This window comes from Acinetobacter sp. Tr-809, assembly GCF_011753255.1.
GTDB lineage: Bacteria > Pseudomonadota > Gammaproteobacteria > Pseudomonadales > Moraxellaceae > Acinetobacter.
Genome location: NZ_VWVZ01000001.1, coordinates 428,892 through 449,371, shown reverse-complemented (window position 1 = coordinate 449,371; position 20,480 = coordinate 428,892). Strand labels below are relative to the sequence as shown.

General features: G+C 36.7%; 20 protein-coding genes and 2 pseudogenes. 14 read left to right on the top strand and 8 right to left on the bottom strand.

What is annotated here, in order from left to right; genetic code table 11:
* Positions 1 to 17 precede the first annotated feature (17 nt).
* The 11 genes and pseudogenes from F3J02_RS02325 (at position 18) to F3J02_RS02270 (ending at position 10,400) form a co-directional block, all read left to right on the top strand.
* Positions 18 to 4,619, top strand: coding sequence for an RHS repeat-associated core domain-containing protein (locus F3J02_RS02325; protein WP_167247289.1), 4,602 nt, complete (start codon positions 18 to 20; stop codon positions 4,617 to 4,619).
* Positions 4,620 to 4,621: 2 nt separating this feature from the next.
* Positions 4,622 to 4,915, top strand: a complete 294-nt coding sequence (locus F3J02_RS02320) for a hypothetical protein (protein ID WP_167247287.1) — start codon at positions 4,622 to 4,624, stop codon at positions 4,913 to 4,915.
* 369 nt (positions 4,916 to 5,284) lie between these two features.
* Positions 5,285 to 5,758 carry a hypothetical protein gene (locus F3J02_RS02315; RefSeq protein ID WP_167247285.1) on the top strand — a complete coding sequence of 158 codons (474 nt, stop codon included), beginning with the start codon at positions 5,285 to 5,287 and terminating at the stop codon, positions 5,756 to 5,758.
* A 183-nt stretch (positions 5,759 to 5,941) separates the two neighbouring features.
* A pseudogene (locus tag F3J02_RS02310) lies at positions 5,942 to 6,169 on the top strand (RHS repeat-associated core domain-containing protein); the annotation flags it as partial.
* Positions 6,170 to 6,278: 109 nt separating this feature from the next.
* The gene (locus F3J02_RS02305; RefSeq protein ID WP_167247281.1) at positions 6,279 to 6,569 is read left to right on the top strand and encodes a hypothetical protein; all 291 of its coding nucleotides are present in this window, start codon (positions 6,279 to 6,281) and stop codon (positions 6,567 to 6,569) included.
* 2 nt (positions 6,570 to 6,571) lie between these two features.
* A complete protein-coding gene (locus F3J02_RS02300; RefSeq protein ID WP_167247279.1) occupies positions 6,572 to 7,141 on the top strand; it encodes a hypothetical protein in 570 nt (189 codons plus the stop codon).
* A gap of 369 nt (positions 7,142 to 7,510) precedes the next feature.
* Positions 7,511 to 7,831 carry a hypothetical protein gene (locus F3J02_RS02295; RefSeq protein WP_167247277.1) on the top strand — a complete coding sequence of 107 codons (321 nt, stop codon included), beginning with the start codon at positions 7,511 to 7,513 and terminating at the stop codon, positions 7,829 to 7,831.
* A 222-nt stretch (positions 7,832 to 8,053) separates the two neighbouring features.
* The gene (locus F3J02_RS02290) at positions 8,054 to 8,377 is read left to right on the top strand and encodes a hypothetical protein (protein ID WP_167247275.1); all 324 of its coding nucleotides are present in this window, start codon (positions 8,054 to 8,056) and stop codon (positions 8,375 to 8,377) included.
* A 229-nt stretch (positions 8,378 to 8,606) separates the two neighbouring features.
* Positions 8,607 to 8,930, top strand: a complete 324-nt coding sequence (locus F3J02_RS02285; protein ID WP_167247273.1) for a hypothetical protein — start codon at positions 8,607 to 8,609, stop codon at positions 8,928 to 8,930.
* Positions 8,931 to 9,011: 81 nt separating this feature from the next.
* A pseudogene (locus F3J02_RS18785) lies at positions 9,012 to 9,363 on the top strand (RHS repeat-associated core domain-containing protein); the annotation flags it as partial.
* A gap of 626 nt (positions 9,364 to 9,989) precedes the next feature.
* Positions 9,990 to 10,400 (top strand): hypothetical protein, encoded by a 411-nt coding sequence (locus F3J02_RS02270; RefSeq protein ID WP_167247271.1) that lies wholly within the window; start codon positions 9,990 to 9,992, stop codon positions 10,398 to 10,400.
* A gap of 225 nt (positions 10,401 to 10,625) precedes the next feature.
* Here the strand turns inward: F3J02_RS02270 and F3J02_RS02265 are convergent, their stop codons facing one another.
* Positions 10,626 to 11,324, bottom strand: coding sequence for an NAD(P)H-dependent oxidoreductase (locus tag F3J02_RS02265; RefSeq protein ID WP_167247270.1), 699 nt, complete (start codon positions 11,322 to 11,324; stop codon positions 10,626 to 10,628).
* 130 nt (positions 11,325 to 11,454) lie between these two features.
* Between F3J02_RS02265 and F3J02_RS02260 the strand changes: the two genes are divergently transcribed.
* Positions 11,455 to 12,480 carry an AraC family transcriptional regulator gene (locus F3J02_RS02260; protein WP_167247269.1) on the top strand — a complete coding sequence of 342 codons (1,026 nt, stop codon included), beginning with the start codon at positions 11,455 to 11,457 and terminating at the stop codon, positions 12,478 to 12,480.
* Positions 12,481 to 12,483: 3 nt separating this feature from the next.
* On the opposite strand, the gene F3J02_RS02255 is transcribed toward F3J02_RS02260, so the two are convergent.
* Genes F3J02_RS02255 through F3J02_RS02230 form a run of 6 tightly spaced genes read right to left on the bottom strand, consistent with a single transcriptional unit; the run spans position 12,484 to position 18,276 of the window.
* Entirely contained in the window at positions 12,484 to 13,428 is a 945-nt protein-coding gene (locus tag F3J02_RS02255; protein ID WP_167247268.1) for a phosphatidate cytidylyltransferase, read from the bottom strand.
* Positions 13,425 to 14,075 carry a lysophospholipid acyltransferase family protein gene (locus F3J02_RS02250; protein ID WP_167247267.1) on the bottom strand — a complete coding sequence of 217 codons (651 nt, stop codon included), beginning with the start codon at positions 14,073 to 14,075 and terminating at the stop codon, positions 13,425 to 13,427. Before F3J02_RS02250 ends, F3J02_RS02255 begins: the two co-directional genes overlap by 4 nt.
* A gap of 7 nt (positions 14,076 to 14,082) precedes the next feature.
* The gene (locus F3J02_RS02245; protein ID WP_167247266.1) at positions 14,083 to 14,505 is read right to left on the bottom strand and encodes a hypothetical protein; all 423 of its coding nucleotides are present in this window, start codon (positions 14,503 to 14,505) and stop codon (positions 14,083 to 14,085) included.
* Entirely contained in the window at positions 14,502 to 15,869 is a 1,368-nt protein-coding gene (locus F3J02_RS02240) for a phosphatase PAP2/dual specificity phosphatase family protein (RefSeq protein ID WP_167247264.1), read from the bottom strand. The genes F3J02_RS02245 and F3J02_RS02240 overlap by 4 nt, the downstream gene beginning before the upstream one ends.
* 12 nt (positions 15,870 to 15,881) lie before the next feature.
* The gene (locus F3J02_RS02235; RefSeq protein WP_167247262.1) at positions 15,882 to 17,630 is read right to left on the bottom strand and encodes a bifunctional alpha/beta hydrolase/class I SAM-dependent methyltransferase; all 1,749 of its coding nucleotides are present in this window, start codon (positions 17,628 to 17,630) and stop codon (positions 15,882 to 15,884) included.
* 10 nt (positions 17,631 to 17,640) lie between these two features.
* Positions 17,641 to 18,276, bottom strand: a complete 636-nt coding sequence (locus tag F3J02_RS02230) for a CDP-alcohol phosphatidyltransferase family protein (RefSeq protein ID WP_167247260.1) — start codon at positions 18,274 to 18,276, stop codon at positions 17,641 to 17,643.
* Between the two features lie 429 nt (positions 18,277 to 18,705).
* On the opposite strand from F3J02_RS02230, the gene F3J02_RS02225 reads away from it, so the two are divergent.
* Complete coding sequence (locus F3J02_RS02225) at positions 18,706 to 18,942, top strand: VF530 family DNA-binding protein (protein ID WP_167247258.1); 237 nt, start codon at positions 18,706 to 18,708, stop codon at positions 18,940 to 18,942.
* A 17-nt stretch (positions 18,943 to 18,959) separates the two neighbouring features.
* Here the strand turns inward: F3J02_RS02225 and F3J02_RS02220 are convergent, their stop codons facing one another.
* Positions 18,960 to 19,301 (bottom strand): hypothetical protein, encoded by a 342-nt coding sequence (locus F3J02_RS02220; RefSeq protein WP_167247256.1) that lies wholly within the window; start codon positions 19,299 to 19,301, stop codon positions 18,960 to 18,962.
* Positions 19,302 to 19,708: 407 nt separating this feature from the next.
* On the opposite strand from F3J02_RS02220, the gene F3J02_RS02215 reads away from it, so the two are divergent.
* Positions 19,709 to 20,410, top strand: a complete 702-nt coding sequence (locus F3J02_RS02215) for an SDR family oxidoreductase (protein WP_167247254.1) — start codon at positions 19,709 to 19,711, stop codon at positions 20,408 to 20,410.
* Positions 20,411 to 20,480 lie beyond the last annotated feature (70 nt).

Genomic DNA, 20,480 nt, shown 5'->3' with positions numbered 1-20,480 from the left:
TTAAATTTGGACATCTAATGAAAAAAATAATTGCCTTAATGATGGGGTTATTTGTCCAGCTATGCTACACAATCGCATACGCAGCACCAACAACGAATGGTGATGCTGTATCACAAGCATATGCTGTCAGTAACTCCTTAAAGATTCAAGAAAAAGTGCCTGGAGTGAGTTTAATTGGTGGGCAAATTACGCATAGCCAAACACTGATTTCTGGAAAATTACCCTATGCTATTTCTTATGTTGGATCAGTACGTAATAGCTTATCCGCATCCAATGATTATTTTGACCAATTTCTAACAACAGGTGGTTGGACTGACAACTACCAAAACAGTGTTCGATTTTATAGTGCAGGTGATACCTCTAATCCTAAATTAGGTTATTACGCGATTCGTCTTCCAGGATCTAGACAAGATATCTGGTTGAATAATACCAATCGAACATTCTGTAATGGTGGCGTATTAAGAGCTTATTCTACTGATGTCTTAGGGAATCTTGCTTTCTCTAATGGAGCGAATTTAGTATGGTCATGTGAAACACATGGTTATCAGCTTACTGAAAATTCCAATGGTAGTTTTACAATTAATTATAGAGGGACAACATTTACAACAACATCAAGTCAAGTTACTCAATCAGGTACAGGGTACTACCGTATTGCTAGTGTACAACAACCGCAAGGCGATAAACTCACTTTCAGCTATGACAGTAATATGAATATGTTGGCTGTAGCAGATGGTCGTAATAACCAATTAACCTTCACGCGAACCTATCAAGCGGGAACAGCACAAACTATCGCTGAGAAACGGTTAGTAACTAAGGTTGAACTCACCAGTGGCATTGGTGCAAAACAAAATGCAACGTTCACTTATGCTTCCTATAATAGCCAAGATGCTAATGGCAATACAGGGAGTATTTATTATCCAATCACAGCAACTTCAACAGCAAGCGGCAAGACCACTTTTGGTTATACCGCGATAAAACAATGGGGGATTGATGGCTATTTAACCTATAAAGGTAAAACCATAAGTAATACCAATGCCGCGACCCTCACTTCTGTGAAGGATGCAAGTGATGTATTGCGTCGTGAATGGTTAGTCACCCAGAATTACCTGACCTATAATTCAAATACAAAAACCTATGCCACCGCAAAAGTAACTTTACAAGTAAGAACCCCAATTGGCAGTAGTACGATTAGTGACTACACCGTTAACTATGATGATAATGCACGTACTGCGGTATTGACGACCAAACCTAATGGGACAATTCAGGGTAGTGTCACTTATACAATGATTCCCAAGCCTAAAGTGAAAGTGAGTCAGTCTGGGCAACAATATAATGATGATGGGGAGCTTGAGATTACAGTTTCAGGGACTTTCCCTGCTTTGACTGTCGACAATCAACTTCCCAAAAGTATTACAATGCACAGTTGGTATGATTTAATGCCAAAAGCCGTGATGCAAAATGGATTAGAAATCAATCAAGATATTGACGCTTCTGCTCGGCCAATTAGTATCAGTTATGTATTTGCAGGACTTCCAACTAAAACAACCACGTATAGCTATGGAAACCTAACCAATGGTTCAGTAAATCCCTATCTGATTCCAACCACAGTTACAACACCTTATTTGACCATTACCAATCAAGTGAATGGAAATGGTCAGATTATTAAGCAAACTCAAACATCGTCACAGACGGGAAGTACGTCAAAAGTTACTGACTATACTTTCTATACAGATGTCACTAAACCTACCTATGGTTTAATTAATACGGTTGATGGACCAAGGGCAGGAACAGCTGATAAAGTTAGCTATACTTATGATAATTATGGGAACTTAGCCAGCCAATCTCAAACAGTAAAAAGTGTAGCGAGAACGACACAATTTATTGGTTACAATAACTTTGCTCAACCAGAAAGGGTCGTTAATCCAACAGGGTTGGTAGAACAGTTTATTTATAATGTAGATGGAACACTCAAAAGCCAGACAATAGGTGTAGGTGGTAGCACAGGTACGATTACAGGGCAAACCACTGCTTATGTATATGATGCGCTTAAACAAAAAATAAGTGAAAAGAACCCAGATGGCGAAACGACCTTGTTTAGTTACGACACGGTTGGACGCCTCATCCAAACAACTTTGCCCAACGGAAATCGGATTCAAAAAACCTATCACCCAATGGGGCAACTCGCAAGTGAAAAAAGCCTGACCAGTGCAGGTATAGTTGCGAGTGAAACATATCAAGATATAGATGCAAATGGACGAATTGGGAGAATACAACAAGGTGGTGATAACACAAAACAAAACACCGCATTTGTATATGATACGAATGGTAATTTAACTCAAACTATTAGCTCAGAAGGAATTATTGAAAAATGGAGTTATGATGGCTTCAACCGTTTAATAAGTCATACCGATGGAACAGGTAATATAGATACCAAGGCTTATGATTTACAAGATAATATTATAACGTCTAAAGATGCGTTAAATGCGGGTACAAATCCATTCACCTACCGTAATGGTAATATTTTAACTCAAGAAATTAATAGTGATTATGGTACTAAAAGCTATAGTTATAACGAAGCAGACCAACTCACACAAAGGTTACATGGAGCTCGAAAATGTAACTATAACAGCTTAGATGAATTAGGTCGTTATGCTGCTTTTGTATGTGCAGCCAGCAGTGGCACAACGGCAAGTGAATATCAAGTAAGTGATAATTATACCTATGATCAAAGCCGTTATGGGCGTTTAGATAAAGTGGCAGGTGTCATCAATTATGATGTTGATACAGCCTATAGTTATGATGCCTATGATCGTATTGTTCAAAAATCTACTGTTAATCAGTTGTTTAATCGATATGCCGCTAAGCCTGGACAAACCCTCAATGTCAGTTATGGTTATACCCTTGCAGGTAAACCAACGTCTATAACCTTGCCTTCGGGGAGAAATATTACCTATGGCTATTCAGCAAATGGAATGTTGAGTAGCATTAATCTGAATGGCAGTGCGATCGTTCGGAATATAAGTTATGACGGCGCAAATCGAATTGCAGCTTGGCAATGGGGAGCTTCAGGTAATGCCAATTATGCGCAAAGCTATAATAGTGATGGTTCAATCAATAGCCTTGTAAATAAAGACAATGCAAACGCTGTAAATTACTCCCTAGCATATCTTTATGATTGGGATGGAAGAATTATTCAGCTATCTCGCAATAATGGAACCAGAGACAATTATCGTTATGATAAAGCAGACCGATTACTTTACGAAGCACGAACTGCGGCATCTACAGTCTATAGCATCAATTATACGTATGATAAAAACGGCAACCGAACTGGACTGCGTGCAGATGGTCAGCATATGCAACCAGCAACAAATGCAAGTTATACCTATACGGGTAATAAACTTGCTAGTTTAACCAAGGATGGTGTTGCCCAAAGTATTAGCCATACCAGCAATGCAGAACTAAACTTTGGAACATATTTACCAACTTATGATAATGGAGGAAGACGCAAGGTCGACCGTGCTAGCACTGACTATTATTACATGAACTACAATCATAAAAATGAACGTAGTTTTAGAGATAAGGTTGTAAATGGTGCCGTCACTGCAATGACCCAGTTTATTTATGATGAACAAAGTCATTTAATTGGTGAATATGATAAAAATGGTGTATCTGTAGAATATGTTTGGCTCGGTGATAAGCCCATTGCAGCAATTTATGGCAGTGGTACAGCAACCAAAATTTATTACATTATTAGTGATGGGCAGAACACGCCAAGACGGTTAGTAGACAGTGCTAACCACGCCGTTGTCTGGGCATGGGACTCGACAGCCTTTGGTTTAGGGAATCCGACGGGTTCTATTACTTTTAATCTTCGTTTCCCTGGTCAGTACTATGATGTAGGCACAAATCAATTTTATAACCATAACCGTTTCTATAACCCAGAATTAGGGCGTTATATGGAGCCTGACCCGATAGGGCTTGAGGGTGGTTTGAATCCGTATGCTTATGCGGGTAGTGACCCAATCAATAAGATAGATTCAACTGGATTAAATGCAACAACAGCTTTAGGTGGTTTACTTTTTGAAACTTATAATTGGGCGACTGGTAATGGTTTTGATTGGCAAGGTGTAAAAGGTGCATTTTATGATGGCTACAATGGGCAAGGATCTTTCAATAATAAATATGCAAACATAGCGTGGTCAGCAACTGAAGACCTAATGAATTTTGGGACATTCGGTGGTGGTTCTGTTATTAAGAATACAGTTCAGCAGGGTGTTAAACAGATAGATAATGTCATGCAAATGACGAAGTATGTTACTCCTGAATTTAAAGCATTTACTCATGAGTTTAAATATGCAGATCGAGTCCGTGCTCGTGCAGTTGAAGATCCAGTCAGTCATAACTTTCCCTATAGTTTTGATGATGTAATATTGTCTGCAAAACCACTTCCACAGAAGAATGGATATAATATTTATCAATACCCTGGTTCAATGACAGGTAAGGTGATTACAAATCCAGTTACTGGTATTCGAACCCAAACATATAAAGATGGTGTTTTTGAAATAGGTTTGAATAAAGATGGTATTATAGATCATCGTTTCTTTAGGCCGAGGAACTAAATATGACATATTTATTGGTTGATGGGATGTATGGTGGAACAGGCATTCGCAACGTGATTGAAGGTGGATATGTAGATATTTCTGATCTGAATATATCCTTAATGTTACAAGAAGATATTTCGAATTGGCTTGAGCTATATGCAGAAGCACATTTTGATCAATATTCCAATAGAGGAGATATAGATAGGCTTGATAAACAAGGAATTGAAATTTGTAAAGAGTTAAGAAAAGAACTTCCAAATCATAAAATCGAGTATTTTTCAGATGCACTGATGAAAAAACTATATTTTAATTAAATGTTATTTTAAATTATATAATATACCAATTATTCACTTGTGAGTAATTGGTTTTTTATTTTTCTAATTAGATGAGAATGGAGGATCTACTTCTGATGGTCTAGATTTTGTTTTTCGAAAAAAATGTGCATCCTGTGGAGAACCCAAGGAAGAAGATAGTTAATAGTTATGTCTAATTTACAAAGTTTTTAAACCCATGATTCATTCGTGAGTAGTTGTTTTTATCCTTGAATTAGATAAGAAGGAAGAACCAGCTTCTGAACAAACCTTGAAATATCCTAGCGCAATTGATCATGTAAGATCAATCAAATAAGATACTGAGAAGTTATTTTAAAAACTACAAAAACCGATTCCAGAGTGATTAAAAAGATGAATAAGCAGAAGCATTTAGAAATCCCTACAATCTTAACTGATATTCTTCAAAAGTCATGCTGTAGAAAAAGAGTGGGCGAATGGAAGAGTATTAGTCTTGGATTTGGAAAAAAAGTTTTTCACACAAAAAAGACTATTGATTCATTTTATGGTGAATGGGAAGTCGGTACATATTCATCAAACTGGGAAATTTATCAAGATAATAAGTTGTTGTTTAGTAGTAAAGAAATGGAGATTACTAAAATAGAGTTAGATGTGAAAATACAGGATCTATTTGTAGGTTATATAGAGGAAATTAAAGTGATTAACGATGGCTTGGATATTAAATTGATTTTAAATAACAATATAGATATTTTGTTTTATGCAATAAAGGATGAAGAAGATACTGAGGTTGTTCATTTTTTTGCACCTAATAATATTTATATAGAATTTCACCCTAAAATTGGTTGGGTGGTAGAGAATTCAATTTAAATTAAAATTTAATATTTTCTAATTTTTTATAAGAAATCATTAAATTTTCAAAATACATTAGCCAATTACTCATTCGTGAGTAATTGGTTTTATTTGTCAGAACTAGGGAATAGTGTTAACCACGCCGTTCTTTGGTCATGGGATAAGCAATGATAAACAAAGCGATTGAAGCTTTGTCATTGCGCAACAGCCTTTGGTTTAGGCAGTCCAACAGGTTCTATTACTTTTAATCTTCGTTTCCCTGGTCAGTACTATGATGTAGGAACCAACCAGTTTTATAACCACAACCGATTCTATAACCCTGAAATAGGGCGTTATATGGAGCCTGATCCAATTGGGTTGGAAGGTGGTTTGAACCCGTATGCTTATGCCGGTAGTGACCCAATCAATAAGATTGATTCAAATGGATTAAATACAACAACAGCTTTCGGTGGTTTACTTTTTGAAACTTATAATTGGGCGACTGGTAACGGCTTTGATTGGCAAAATCGGTGTCACAGGTGCGGTAGGTGAAAATTATTTGAAAACACTAGATGGGCAATTACAAGTTTATTTCTCAACTAGTCAAGATGGGCGTTATGTTGATCAATTAGTTGGTGGTATAGCTAATGAATCGAAAGTAGGTTATACCTCTCTGACATCTGGTGTACGTAACCAGATTGCTAAGGATGCTGAGTTGATAAAGTCAAGAGATATTGATGGCGCAACATGGAACTTCTTTACTAGTCCTGTTACTGGTCGAAGCGGCCCATCTGCACAATTAAGACGAGCTCTTGAAAATGCAGGTATTAAAATCAAGGAGCATTATTAATAATGATTTATCAACTGGTACAACCGCCTTTTAGCTTAAGATTTTCAGAAATGAGTAAGAAGGAACTTAATGAATATTATCAGTGGTTTATAGGTAATATTTCTGTTCGGTTAAATGCACTACAACATGTTGTGACATTTACACAAGGTTTTGAAAACTGGCAAGGTGATTTTAGCCCTGAATCCTTAAACACCTTGGGTGAATGGTTTGCTCGGCATGTTGAAGTTAGAAAGAAAACACAGGAAGAATTAGATGAGTTGAAGACTCAGTTGACGTTTCCAATAGATATCCCTGAGGAGGAGTTAACCGAAACCACATTCTCTCTCGCGTATGATATTGGCATATATCTTAGCCAAGTCTTTTTACGGAATCATATGAGCCTTAAATGGGAGCAGTTTTTGGGGAGTAAGAGGAATGTAGATTATGGTCAGCCTATTTTAATAGGATTTGGCAAAGTACCATTTAATCCTATTCGTATCTCAATAGTATTAGCATACGGAATCAGTCGAGGGAATAGAGATAGTAAAGGTCTAAAAGAGCTATACGATATTTGGGTAAGTAAAATAGCTTAACCACAATCTGAATAAGATTATGGAAATATGATTTTGTATATACTGATTTTGAGTAGTAACTTGAAGCTAGAAATTCCAAAATTAATTTTTTAAACTCAACCAATTACTCATCCGTGAGTAATTGGTTTATTATTTTTCCAGTTAGATAAAGAGTATGCAACCAAGATACTTAATTTTTTGCAGGAGCGGTGGCGGCGGATGGACTATTCCCATTTGGTCATGCAGCTGCGCTTGTAGTAATAGGTGGAACAAATGATCTGGAATATTTAAAAATTATAGTGAGATTGATTGGAACTTGATTGCAGGATGAGTAAATATTGATGATAAATTTATTATTAGATGTATTGTCACTAAAGTGGGGTGTTAAGTATGGTAAGTATATGGCCAAGTGGCGATGAACAAACTATATTAATGGTGGAAATGGATTTAGAATTTTTTTGCCAAGAATGGAGGTTAGAGCTATTTGAAGGTTTTGAAGATGGGCTCGGAAAATTCCTTGCTTGTTATACTTATGAATTTAACGATTTTCCAATAGTATTTACTAAATATATAGAATCAATATATCCATGTATTTATGTAAATATTGATAGTTTATGTGAAAATATTGAAGAATGGGAAAGTATAATAATTGAAAAATATCTTAAAAATTATAAAATAGATTTTAGATTGTCTAACCATAAAAATTTTTAATTTATAATTTTTAAATTAGTTAAAATGGCTTCAGCCACCTTTGAAAGGAAAGGTGTTAATTTTTTATAACATCATTTGCAGTTCTAGCTTTATCAACTGAAAAATGAGTACCAAATATGTTGGCAGTTTAAGCCTTAACTTTCGCTAGCGTTTCGCTTACACATGCCTAGGACAATACAAGATCTATAACCATTCGTGATTTTGTAAAAAATGGAGTGAAAAGTGAGAAAGATTAAGAATTCCAAATATTTAGATTTATTAAATTTAAGAAAAAAATTTTTATGGATTCTCTTTGTAATACCTTCAGTTATAATATTGTGCTCCATGATTTTGGGTTTTAATGAAAAATATATTATGGTTTTTCTTCCATTAATTTTAATCCCAGTAGCATATTTTTCTATTTTTTACTTTTTATCTAAGGATATATGTCCATGGTGTGGACATAGTTTTTTTATTGGTAAAAGTGGTTTCTTTTCGAATGGTCTAGATTTTGTTGTTCGAAAAAAATGTGCATCCTGTGGAGAACCCAAGGAAGAAGATAGTTAATATTTATGTCTAATTAATAAATTTTATAAACCAATTATTAATTCGTGAGTAATTGGTTTTTAGTTACTAAATGAGATTTTTTATTTTATACACCAGCTCGACAAAAATAATGGTCTGGAGTATTTAAACCTGTTGGTGAGGTTAATTGGTATGCGCCTGGTTATGGGGTCAGACAAATTGATGATAAAGCAATAATAAAATGTGTGATAACTAAAGTAGGATGTTAAGAATGACAGAGTCGATTTGGTCTGAAAAAGGTGATCAAATAATATTGGTAGTAGACTTTAATATCTATAGATTTTATGAAAAACAGAATCTTGATCTTTCCGAGTTTTATATAGAGGGATTAGGGAAAGCAGCAGCAGCTCATACTTACGAGAAAGGAGGTTTTCCTGTAGTTTTTATGAAATATATAGATGCACCAAACTCCTATGTTAATATAAGTATTGATGCTTCTTGTCAAAATGTAAAAGAATGGGAGGATTATATAATTAATAAATATTTCAATGACTCGTATGTATATTTTAGATTGTCTGATCATAAGAAATATTGATTAAATCTAATGTTTTATCTGATTAAATTAATTGGTGGAAACCAATTATTCATTCGTGAGTAATTGGTTTTTATATTTTAAATTGCAGTAATTCATGGCGGTGGTACAACAAGCAAGATCTATTACATTATTAGTGATGGACAGAATACGCCAAGACGTTTAGTGGACAGTGCTAACCACGCCGTTGTTTGGTCGTTGCGCAAGAGCCTTTGGTCTAGGTAACCCAACAGGTTCTATTACTTTTAATCTTCGTTTCCCTGGTCAGTATTATGATGTAGGAACCAACCAGTTTTATAACCACAACCGATTCTATAACCCTGAATTAGGGCGTTATATGGAGCCTGACCCAATTGGGTTGGAGGGTGGTTTGAATCCGTATGCTTATGCGGGTAGTAATCCTGTGATGTTTAGTGATCCGAGTGGTTTGTCATTTTCAATGATGGGACTAATGAATGATTTTGCTTTGTCAAATTCATATGGTTCACCAGGTCTTGATCTATCAAATTCATCCATAAATTACGTAACAAATAGGTTCCTGAGTAACTATACTGACTATAGTAGTTATCAAGCTATGAATGTAACTTGGGCAGGTGCAGCAGCAGCGGCAAGTCGAGGTGCATCAATGGGCTCAAGAGCTGGTGCTTTTGGTGGAACAGTGATTGAACCTGGAGGTGGGACTGTTGTAGGAGGTCTTGGAGGGGCTGGAGTAGGTGCGCTTGTGGGGCTCGGTGGGTACTTATTACCGCCAGCGATAGACTGGGGTTATAATGCTATTTTTAATAAACCACCTGTGCCTGATGCGATTCCAGACCCGGATAATCCTGTTACTAATAGGGGAACAAGACAATGGCAGAAACCTGGTGATTTTAATGATGCAGTTGATGATTTTAACAATCTAAATCCATCTAATGTAAAACCAATAGGTGGAGGTGGTATGGTAGGAACACTACCAGATGGTAGGCCTGTTAATGTTAGGCCCTCAAGCTCAAATGGTTCTCCTACAATAGAAATACAACGTCCAGGTGGTAAACGTTCTGATGACAAAATTAGGTATAAATAATGAAAGAATCGTATAAAGAATGGTATCCACTGGATACGCATTTGCCTTTTCTAATATATACAGGAATGACCAGTACTTATGCGGGATCTTTGAAGTTATTTTTTAAGGTTCTCCAAAGTAGAAATACTCTTTATGAAGGAATCATTAAAGTTACAGTTGAATTTGAAACTCAGCCTGTTTCTTATAGAGTGGGAGATGAGAGTTATAGACAAAGAACAATAGCAATGCTACCTACTCTTGGTAAAAATTCATTTTGGATATCAAATCATTCATATTTTTTGAGTGATTTTTATGCAGATGCTGGTGAGTTATATCAAAACATAGAGTTTGAACATTTATTAATTGTGACTGATGATACAATTTTCGATGTTATTTTAGATGAACGACCTAAAGTATATATTTCTAATTAAAGTGTTTAACTCTATGGTAGTAGTAAAATAGTGAATAAAATTTAGAGAGTTTTAATCATTAGTAATTTAACCAATTATTCATTCGTGAGTAATTGGTTTTATTTTTGCAATTAGATAAAAATGGAGGATCAGCTACTGAGCTAAGAAAGACCTTGGCGGTAATGCTCAGAGATTTTCATGCTTTGAAAGAGTCTGATCCCATTGATTTCTTCTATATTACTGTTCTTATAACGGATTCATTCTATCGTCAAAACTTTCCAGTAATGGAAATGCTAAGGGCTGTAGATCATCTATATTTTGCAAATACTGCTCAAAATCAATCACAATCTTTTGTCTATCTTCTTGGCTGATATAAGGGACATGATAGGCAAGGAATGGAGGCAGTACATCAAAGCCGACATAGGCAAGTGTGCCACGTTGCAATGATGATAAATAATGCTCTATCGGCCCATGTACAGAACCTTCACCAAACATATGTTCACGGCCACCGAGTGTTAAACACAGCATGGCTTTTTTCCCAGTCATGCCGCCATGGTTGTAAAAACGTTTACCGCCGTAAAAGAGACCAGAGACAAATACACGATCAATCCAACCTTTTAAGATGGCAGGTACTGACGTCCAATACAAAGGAAAGCTAAAAATAACCAGATCAGCACGTTGAACTTTTTCAATTTCAGCTTGGATATCTGCTGAAAATTGCTGTTGTTTAAATGCATGGCGTTGTTCTAAAGCATAATTAAAATAATCAGGTTGATTCAGGCTGCCAAAATCATCTTTAGACGCAACAGGATTAAAGTTCATTTCATAGAGGTCAGAAACCTCAACAGTATGACCTTGCTGTTCAAAGGTTTGCTGTGCTGTATCTTTAAGCGCAGAGGTAAATGACTGCGGTTCAGGATGCGCATGGACGATCAAAATATGCATGATTTCACCAGTTTAAAATCTGAGTTTTTTAGATAGAGCTACTATGCTTAAACCGAGAAAGATGTCATAGTTCATTAACCGCCAATATTTACCATTTTACGCCAATTTTTTGCTGTTTCATGGAGACTACATGAATCCAGAATTACCCGGTACTTATGTCAACCTATTAGTGGATGTCATACAAAAATGGAATGTATCTTCAGAACAGCTTTTGTCTGGAACGGGGATTTCTGCACACACTTTAAATGCGCCGTTTTGGTATGTAGATTTCGATATTTTCAATCATTTATTGGATAAAGCAGCGTTGTTAACGCATGAACCTGCGATTAGTCTCTATCTTGCAGAGGAAATGCGAGTTTCTTGCTATGGCCATGTTGGCATTGCTGCAACTGCCTCTGACACATTAGGTGATGCAATCAAGATTCTAGAGCAATTTATTGGCTTACATTGTTCTGTGTTTAAACCTAAATTAAAGATAGAAGGTGACTTGGCTTATTTGTATTTCAACCAACCCTCACAAAAATTTAAGTTAAACCGACATGGAATGATGTTCTTGATTTTAGGCTTTTCACAAATTTTGGAAAATTTAGCCCAAAATAAACTTGGAATCCATTTTAAGTTTCAACAAGACAAACCAGATTTTTATAAAAATACTCATAAATTCAATTATTCAAATATCAGTTTCGAGTGTGAAAAAGATTGTTTAAGCTTTCATAAGGCATCGCTATCACTCCCGTTAAAGACCGCAGATGCCTTATTGGCTCGGCTAAGCAAACAACAATGTGAGCAAGATGCCGATAAGCTTGCGTTGAAAAGGGATCAAAAAAATCGCTTGGATTCACAAGTCAAAGCCTTGCTATATGATGAAGATATTGGCTTCTTATCGCTGAAACAGGTCGCTGAAAAACTCCATCTCTCAGAGCGTACCCTACAGCGACAGTTAAGCAATAAACAAACGTCTTTCCAAAGTCTTGTAGCTGAAGTACGCAGGAATCAGGCGGAGCAGTTATTAAAACAAACCAAGCTTTCGATTGAGCAAATTGCAGAGCGTTTAGGCTATGCCGATACTTCCCACTTTTCTCGCGCATTTAAAAAGTGGACCAATGTGACGCCTAAGTTTTATCGTGAAGTTAGCATTGGTCAATCTTGTTCTTAGTGATCAGCTCCACCAATATCGAAGGATATGGAAAAAAATCGGTGCAGAGAAACAGATCGAGTCGATACGATCTAACATACCGCCGTGACCTTGAATAAGTTGTCCCCAATCTTTCACGCCACGATCGCGTTTGATCGCAGACATGACTAGCCCACCAAAGAAACCAAAAATACAAACTATCAAACCAATCAGTGCCGCTTGCCAGTAATTGAATGGGGTGAGTGATGACATCAATACACCAAGTGCGGTTGCGAGAACAATGCCGCCAATTAACCCTTCTACAGTTTTTGATGGGGAAAGTGTAGGGGCAACTTTATGTTTTCCAAAAAGTTTGCCACAAATATATTGCAGTACATCTGAGGCTTGTACCACCATAATCAGCCAAATTGCCAACCAAATTTTTTCTCCTTTAAATTGGGGTAAATCCAGATTTAACAGAGCGGGGACATGTGAGATACAGAACACACTCACCATAAGCCCCCATTGGATTTTGGCACTGCGCTCCAAGAAGTGTGTAGTATCTTCCAGCTTTAAACTGGCAATTGGAATCAGTAAAAATACATAGAGCGGAATAAAAATCGAAAATAACCCATACCAATTGGTATAGACCAAATAGTATTGATAAGGAATAACAAAATAGAACGCAATCAGTAAAGGCAGATAGTCGCCACGCCGTGTGGGTAATAAACTAATAAATTCACGTAATGCAAAAAAGGAAATAAGGCCAAACAGGACAATAAACGCAGTTTTTCCTAATAGAATAGCTGCTGCCAAGACTATCAGCATGATCCACCAAGCATTGATACGCGCATTCAGGTTATCAATGACAGGAGAAGGGGCTGTACCTGCTTTTTGTTTGAGGATAAAACCGATACTAGAGGCGATAATCAAGATAACTGCAAAGATGCCAAACAATAGATAAGTTTGTTGTAAATTGTCTAAACTCATTGATTCTCAGCCTCTTTTAATTTCAATAATTGCTGCTGAGCATACTGCAAGAATTGATCTTTGCCCGTGAGTTGATCAAGTGCTAAGGGTTCACCAAAGATGACAGTAGAGAGTAGAGGCAAGGGGATAAATGCGCCTTTAGGCATGACTCGTTTTAAATTAGAAATCCAAACAGGCACAACTTCAACCTCAGGGAATTGCTGGCTGAGATGATAAAGGCCACTTTTAAACTGCAGCATCTCGACATCATCATTTAAATTACGTGTCCCTTCAGGGAAGAAAATAATGGAATAGCCTTCTGCCAAGACATCTTTTACTGGCTGTAAAGGATCTTGCTGATCACTACGATTTCGTTGAATGGTAACACCAGAAAAAGTATCTTGAATCAAAAAACGTCTAATTCCATCTTTGAGCCAATAATCTGATGCTGCGATTGGTCGTGTTTTGCGACGGATGTGGGTGGGTAATGAAGACCATAATAAAATGAAATCAATATGGCTATTATGGTTGGCATAATAGATCCGTTGCTTAAGTTCAGGTTCACAGCCGACCCATAAGCTTCGTGCACCTGTTAACAAGCGTGCACCACGTCGGGTTAAGAATGCAATAAAACGAGCAACGGATTGCGTGATTATATTTTTTTTCATTCAACCTTCATCTATGTGCTAGTTTATAAAAAAGTACAATAAATACAGCATACTGTATTAAGACAATGACGATCTGTATTTTTAAGAGACTTAAGCAGCCTTTGAAGCGTTCTGACCAATCGCGATCTGTTTTATTGGATGGAATCAATTTTAAATTTAACAGGGATTGATCCAATTGCTGAGTAAGTGTTTCCACCTCCTCAGGTTGGTCAATCATATGCTGTAATAGACCACGATCAAACTCAATCCGAACAAAGAGATAATGATGAATCGCCAATAGCAAAGTAACGAGTAACAGAGGAATTATGATCTGCATTTTCGAAAATAAAGATAAAGTAATGATCGATAAGACAAAGACCAAATATCCTGACTTTAAAATACTCTGACTTTGCTTTAGCAATTGGCTAACCACGACAAAATTCATTTTCATGGCTGTATCTCCTGAGAGATCAGTTGTTGGAAATTTTTAATTTCAGCAATATGTGTCTCACTCAAAACAATCCACGGACGCGATCGTTGTATTAAGGCAATCGCTTCTTCAACGGTAGATACGTGGCCTTGTAGCAATAACCATGCAATCAATACACTACAACTACGTGAATAGCCAAGCGCACAAAAAATCAATGCTTTTTGCGGTTCATTTTCTTGTATTAAAGGCTGGATAAAGTGATCAAACTTTTTTGATGCTTCTAGTAATTGTGAGCTTTGAATCGGAATTAAATCAAGCGTACTGTATTTCTCATAATGATGAATATTGTTTGCAGGCAATTCGGTGCAACAATCAAATACACCATGATATTGCTTACTATGTTCAGTTGTTGGGATACGGCCTAGATACAGATCAACGCTGTTGAGTTGCAGAATCAATGAGTCTTCAGGATGTCGATAGGTCCAAACACGACTATTTATCCATGCAATTAGAGAATAAGGTGCAAACAATAACCACGCAGCAACAGTCATTTGACCGTTTTCTTGTTTTTGGAAAAAATGAGGTCTAACTAAAAAGTATGCAAAAGCGACTAAGAAAAGACTGGTTGCTGGATATAACATCCATAGCCATGCACCTTTAAATAAAAATGCAGGTGCTATACAAACAACGGCTCCAATCAGATAAAAACACCCTAATTTTAAATGTTTGCCTGTAATTTGCTGTAAGCCATCTTTTTGATAAGGTGCTTTCACTGTAAGTGGAAATAGCCATAAACATAGTGCACCAACCAATAGCCCTAAAGGAATATCAATAAAGTGATGTTGCCACGTGGTTAAGACAGAAAGTCCGATCAGGAACGACCAAACATGAACCAGCCAACGATAGCTTGGCTTGATATGTCTTTGATAAAAATCCCAGAGAATGACTAATAAAACAATATGTAATGACGGTGCTTGATTAAAGGGTTTATCAAAACCCATCAGGACATCAAACCATAATCCAAAAAAACCATCTAATTCAGCACGTTCAAAGCTGAATTTTAAGGGAAAAATTAAAAAACAACTGATCGAAATAATTTGGGCAGCCAATAGCCTAAGCGAATGTTGTTTTAATTCAAATCTATTCCAACATAACAATAGTGACAAGCCATAAAAAAGGTCAATTGACCAATACGGCACAATGGTCCATGCCCAAAGCGGAATATGATGTTCCCAAGCAAACACAATACTTGGGACATAACTTAAGCTGGATGCATATTGATTTGCAAAACCATAGGTTAAAAAGAAAAAGGGTGCTAAAAAGACTAAGCAGAGTAGTCCCCATTTCCAAGTACCGGGCTGGCGATCTAAAATATTATTTTGCATAAAGGTCTTTATTTAAATTTTTTGAGCAACTGAAACTGTAAAAATCCCAAATTCATCAATACATTGATCTACTTTTTTAAAGCCAGCTTGTTCAACCAGTGCATCCATTTCGGCTTGTGAGCGTAAACGCATCACCCAAGCATCACCTTGACGATGTGAGGTAAGCGCACGTGCAATAAATTCTTGTTGTGGGTGCCAAATTTGTCCCGTGTAAATCAGGAAGCCACCTTGTAGCATGGCTTGATGAATACCTGTGAGTGATTGTCTTAATAAGTCATTATCACTAAACAACTCATAAAGCCCTGAAACAATCACCAAATTTGGCTTAGGTTTAACTTTGGCCAATGACGCCGTGTCAAAGGCATCACCGAGTTCAAATTGGGCAATATTGTCCAATTTCCGCTCTTGGATTAATGCTGTACCTGACTCAACATTTAATTCACTATAATCTCTTAATAAAACGGATTTCGGTGTTGTTGGAAGCTGACTGACTGCATCTAAAATATAGCGGCCATGACCCGCAGCAATGTCTAGGATGCGAACATCTTTACGTTGCTTGGTCAATGCTTTCGCATATTTTGCCAATAGCTGCTCAATATGCTGTTTACGCACGCGTATACCACGCCAACCAATCGCATTTAAATATTGCTTATCGATAATATTGCCAAGAATGTTTTTGCTTTCACCTTGATTTCGGTAAACAAAATCTAAAGTGCTGCCTGAGTCATAACCTGTATCTTCACCAATTTTTAAACCCTGTGAGAATTTACTACCGAGCTTTAAATTACGCTTGGTTAAATTCCAGAATAGATTTTTGATGGAAGCAGCGGGAAGTGGGCTACTGAGTTGCTCAGCTGTCGCACAACTTGTACCGATTTTATCGGCATTTAGTACATCTGGGGCCTGATAATCTTCAGTAAAGCTTTGCAAGATAAAACGACGGATTTTTTCGATTGCAATATGACGATCTTTTTCACCTAATGTATCGTGATAAAAACCATCTAGTACATGGAACTCTTTACGTGGATGAGGAAGCTTTTCATAAAATTGTTGTTGTGGCTTACGGAATACCACAAAATCTGATCCAGAGCATAAAACTTGTGTAGGAACAAAGATATTTTGTGCATCATTGACGATACGTTCTGACGCTGCATATAAGCCCAAAAGCATTCGTACAGAAATAGCTTTGGCAATTTGTGGGTCTGTTTCATAAGTTTTCGCACGATCGACATCATGCGTTAGCATATTGGCTTTTACATAGCTGGTAATAAAGAAATTACCTTTGAGTTTACTTAAAACAGTTAAACCTGCTTTTGCAAATGGTACATACAGTTTGATATCAAATGCGGGTGAAGCTAAACATAAGGCTCTGATTTTTGGTGCATAATCATGTACCCATGTGGCTGCCAAAACTGCACCGACACTTTGACCAATGATGGCGATATTGGTTGATACAATGTTATATGTCGATTCAATATGTTGTACAAAAGATTGAATATCTTTCACACATGCAGAGAAACTTGGTGCATCGCCACGTAAACCTGGTGAATCTCCATGTCCGCGAGCATCCCATGCAAAGAAATCAAATTCTGGCAAGTTAAGCTCATTGACCAAATGTGCCATACGTCCAGAGTGTTCATGGCCACGATGGAATAAGATAATTGCTTTTTTTGTCTCTTTTTCTGTAGTTGCTGGCCAGTGTTGATAGGCTAATTGGGTATCATCATGACTGATAAACACATGTTTTTGTGAGCTTTGCATCTGATTTTCCTTAAAGTTGAATACTATTTTTAATACGGTTATAAGTTGTCAAAACCAATAGCGCTGCAATAAAAATAAGCAGCCCATTACAGATATAAATTATTGAATTTATGTAATTATTTTCAATTAAATACGGGCTGAAACTGACAAGCACAGCAATTAAACTAAACCAAAATGCACGATCACTTTTACCCATAGGACCATCATAACGGCGTTCCTGACCAATTAATGGAGCCATAACGCCAGCATATTCACTCAGAATCGCTAGAAATACAACAAAACCCAATAAATAGGAATTAATGAAGGCTAAGCCCAAAAAACATAAATACAGCGCAGAATCGGAGATAACATCACAAATTTCATTTAAATATGCACCAAGTTTTGATTGTTGATTAAACTCACGTGCGAGCATGCCATCAATTGCATTAAAACCCATACGAACTAACATCCATACAGGAAAGAATAAAAACAGAATTAAAGGTTGTTGGTAAAGATGCAGGCAGTAAAGTGCAACAGCTAATACAACAGAGATTAGCATTGCTAAAAGCGTAACCTGATTCGCTGTAATCTTTTTAGAGTAAAGCCATTGTACAAATGGGCGAAGTAAATTCTGAAATGCTGGTTTTAATTGATAAATCGAAGGCATTGTTATTGATATATGCATACTTATATAGTGAATAGCATTGTGTGTAACTTTCTAATGTATGTCAACAGACATTGGGATAGCAGGAAAATGGTAATTGCAGAAGTTGCTAAGCACCATATTTAACAATTACAATATTTCGTATAATGTATATTATGTTAAATAGAATATCTAAGACTGTGGCCTACACAATACTGTTTGTTGCCACAGCTCAGTAACTTGAATCTCTACCATCATAATTCAGGTTGCTGACTTCGAGTTCTCATTCCATAAATGGCAGAAAATTTTTACAAGTCGGCTGCCTAGAATTTCCCAAGTGAATGTCTCCTGCTATTTCAGCGCACATCGTTAATTACGCTTAAATGCTAACCCTCTGATTTTTCAACTCGCTCAGGTTATAATGATGGTCTCCCAAAATATGGTTGATCTATTATGAATACCTCCAATGACCCTCTACATGGCAAAAAACTTGCTGACATTTTGGATGAATTATTGGATTACTACGGTGGTTTTGAAGGCTTAAGTCATAAAATTGAAATTAGATGTTTTTGCATAGATCCAAGTGTTAAGTCATCATTGCGATTCTTACGTACTACACCATGGGCACGTGAAAAAGTAGAAAACTTATATTTGTATGTCTTACGCCAAAAAGCCAAACAGAAATCGTAGCTATCAAAGCTATGACTTCAATGCGCTTTCATGTTTGTTTCGGTTAAATAAGCTTTCTTCGAGGTCTTGTTCCATAAACAAAGCTCTTGCCCTGTTTTGTTTTTCATATGTGCTTGAGGATATTTTCCTTCAATCAGAAGTGCCGAATATCCAACACGATCATCAAACAGCATGACATTGCTTACTGTCTTGGCATTTTTAAGTTGACTCGCTTTTATACAAGCCGCTTTTATTTCCTGATCATGTTTATTCCAGGCCTGCTCAGAACTTGCGAAAGTTATGCTGCTCATCACGGATGAACTTGCCACAAAACCTAAAATAGCAAGATATTTTAATAACATACGATGTCTTATTGCCATGATCATTGTCCTGTAAATTCGAATATCTAAACCTATACTGGAACAATCTCATGAGAGAATCTAGCAATTTACACATGTTGTAACAGCACATATTCAGGATTACACATAGTTCTCACCTACGTGGCTTGAGCTTGTTTAAATGAAATACAATCCTGTCGATTTAGTATGAAAAATAATACGTAAAAATCTTTCCGTATCTTTGATACAGCCCTTTTAATTTAGACCTGTTCCGCTTCTTTTTTGGGATGCCCTTTTTTTTAACTTGATTTGATTAAGGATCAAGCCTATAGATTTTCTACTGGCTTTAACGAAAATTTATCGTTTGCTCAGCACACTGTTGAACTTTAATATTATTTTAAAATTAGTTAACTCTTTCATATTCCGAATGACATTTAGAGGTAAAAATCATGACTGAGAAAGTCGCTATTGTTACGGCCGCTGGAAGTGGTATGGGTGCAGCTGTTGCAAAAAAACTAGCAGCGGATGGATACAAAGTTGCAATTCTATCTTCATCAGGTAAAGGTGAAATTCTTGCAGAACAACTGAATGGCTTAGGCGTTACTGGTTCTAATCAATCAATCCAAGATATTCAACGCCTTATTGATGAAACCCTTGCTCGTTGGGGACGTATAGATGTTTTAGTTAACAGTGCTGGACATGGCCCACGCAAAGGAATTTTAGAATTAACAGATCAAGATTGGCATGATGGTATAGATACTTATTTTCTCAATGTCGTACGCCCTATTCGTTTAGTGATTCCGATCATGCAACAACAGAAACACGGCGTGATTGTAAATATTTCCAGTGCATGGACTTTTGAGCCTAGTTCACTATTTCCAACGTCTGCCGTTGCCCGTTCTGGATTAGCAGCTTTTACTAAGATTTGTGCAGACACATATGCTGTTGATAATATTCGTATTAATAATGTTTTGCCTGGGTGGATTGATAGCCTACCAAAAACAGATGAACGCACTCAAAGTGTTCCAATGAAACGATATGGTTCAACAGAAGAAATTGCAGCTACAGTTGCTTTCCTTGCGTCAGATGGCGCGGCTTATATTACAGGACAAAATATCCGTGTAGATGGTGGTTTAACTCGTTCTGTATAATGACTTTTAATCAAAATTTGAAGGGATAAATTATCCCTTCATAATTAGAACTGACCGAATCATCACAAAT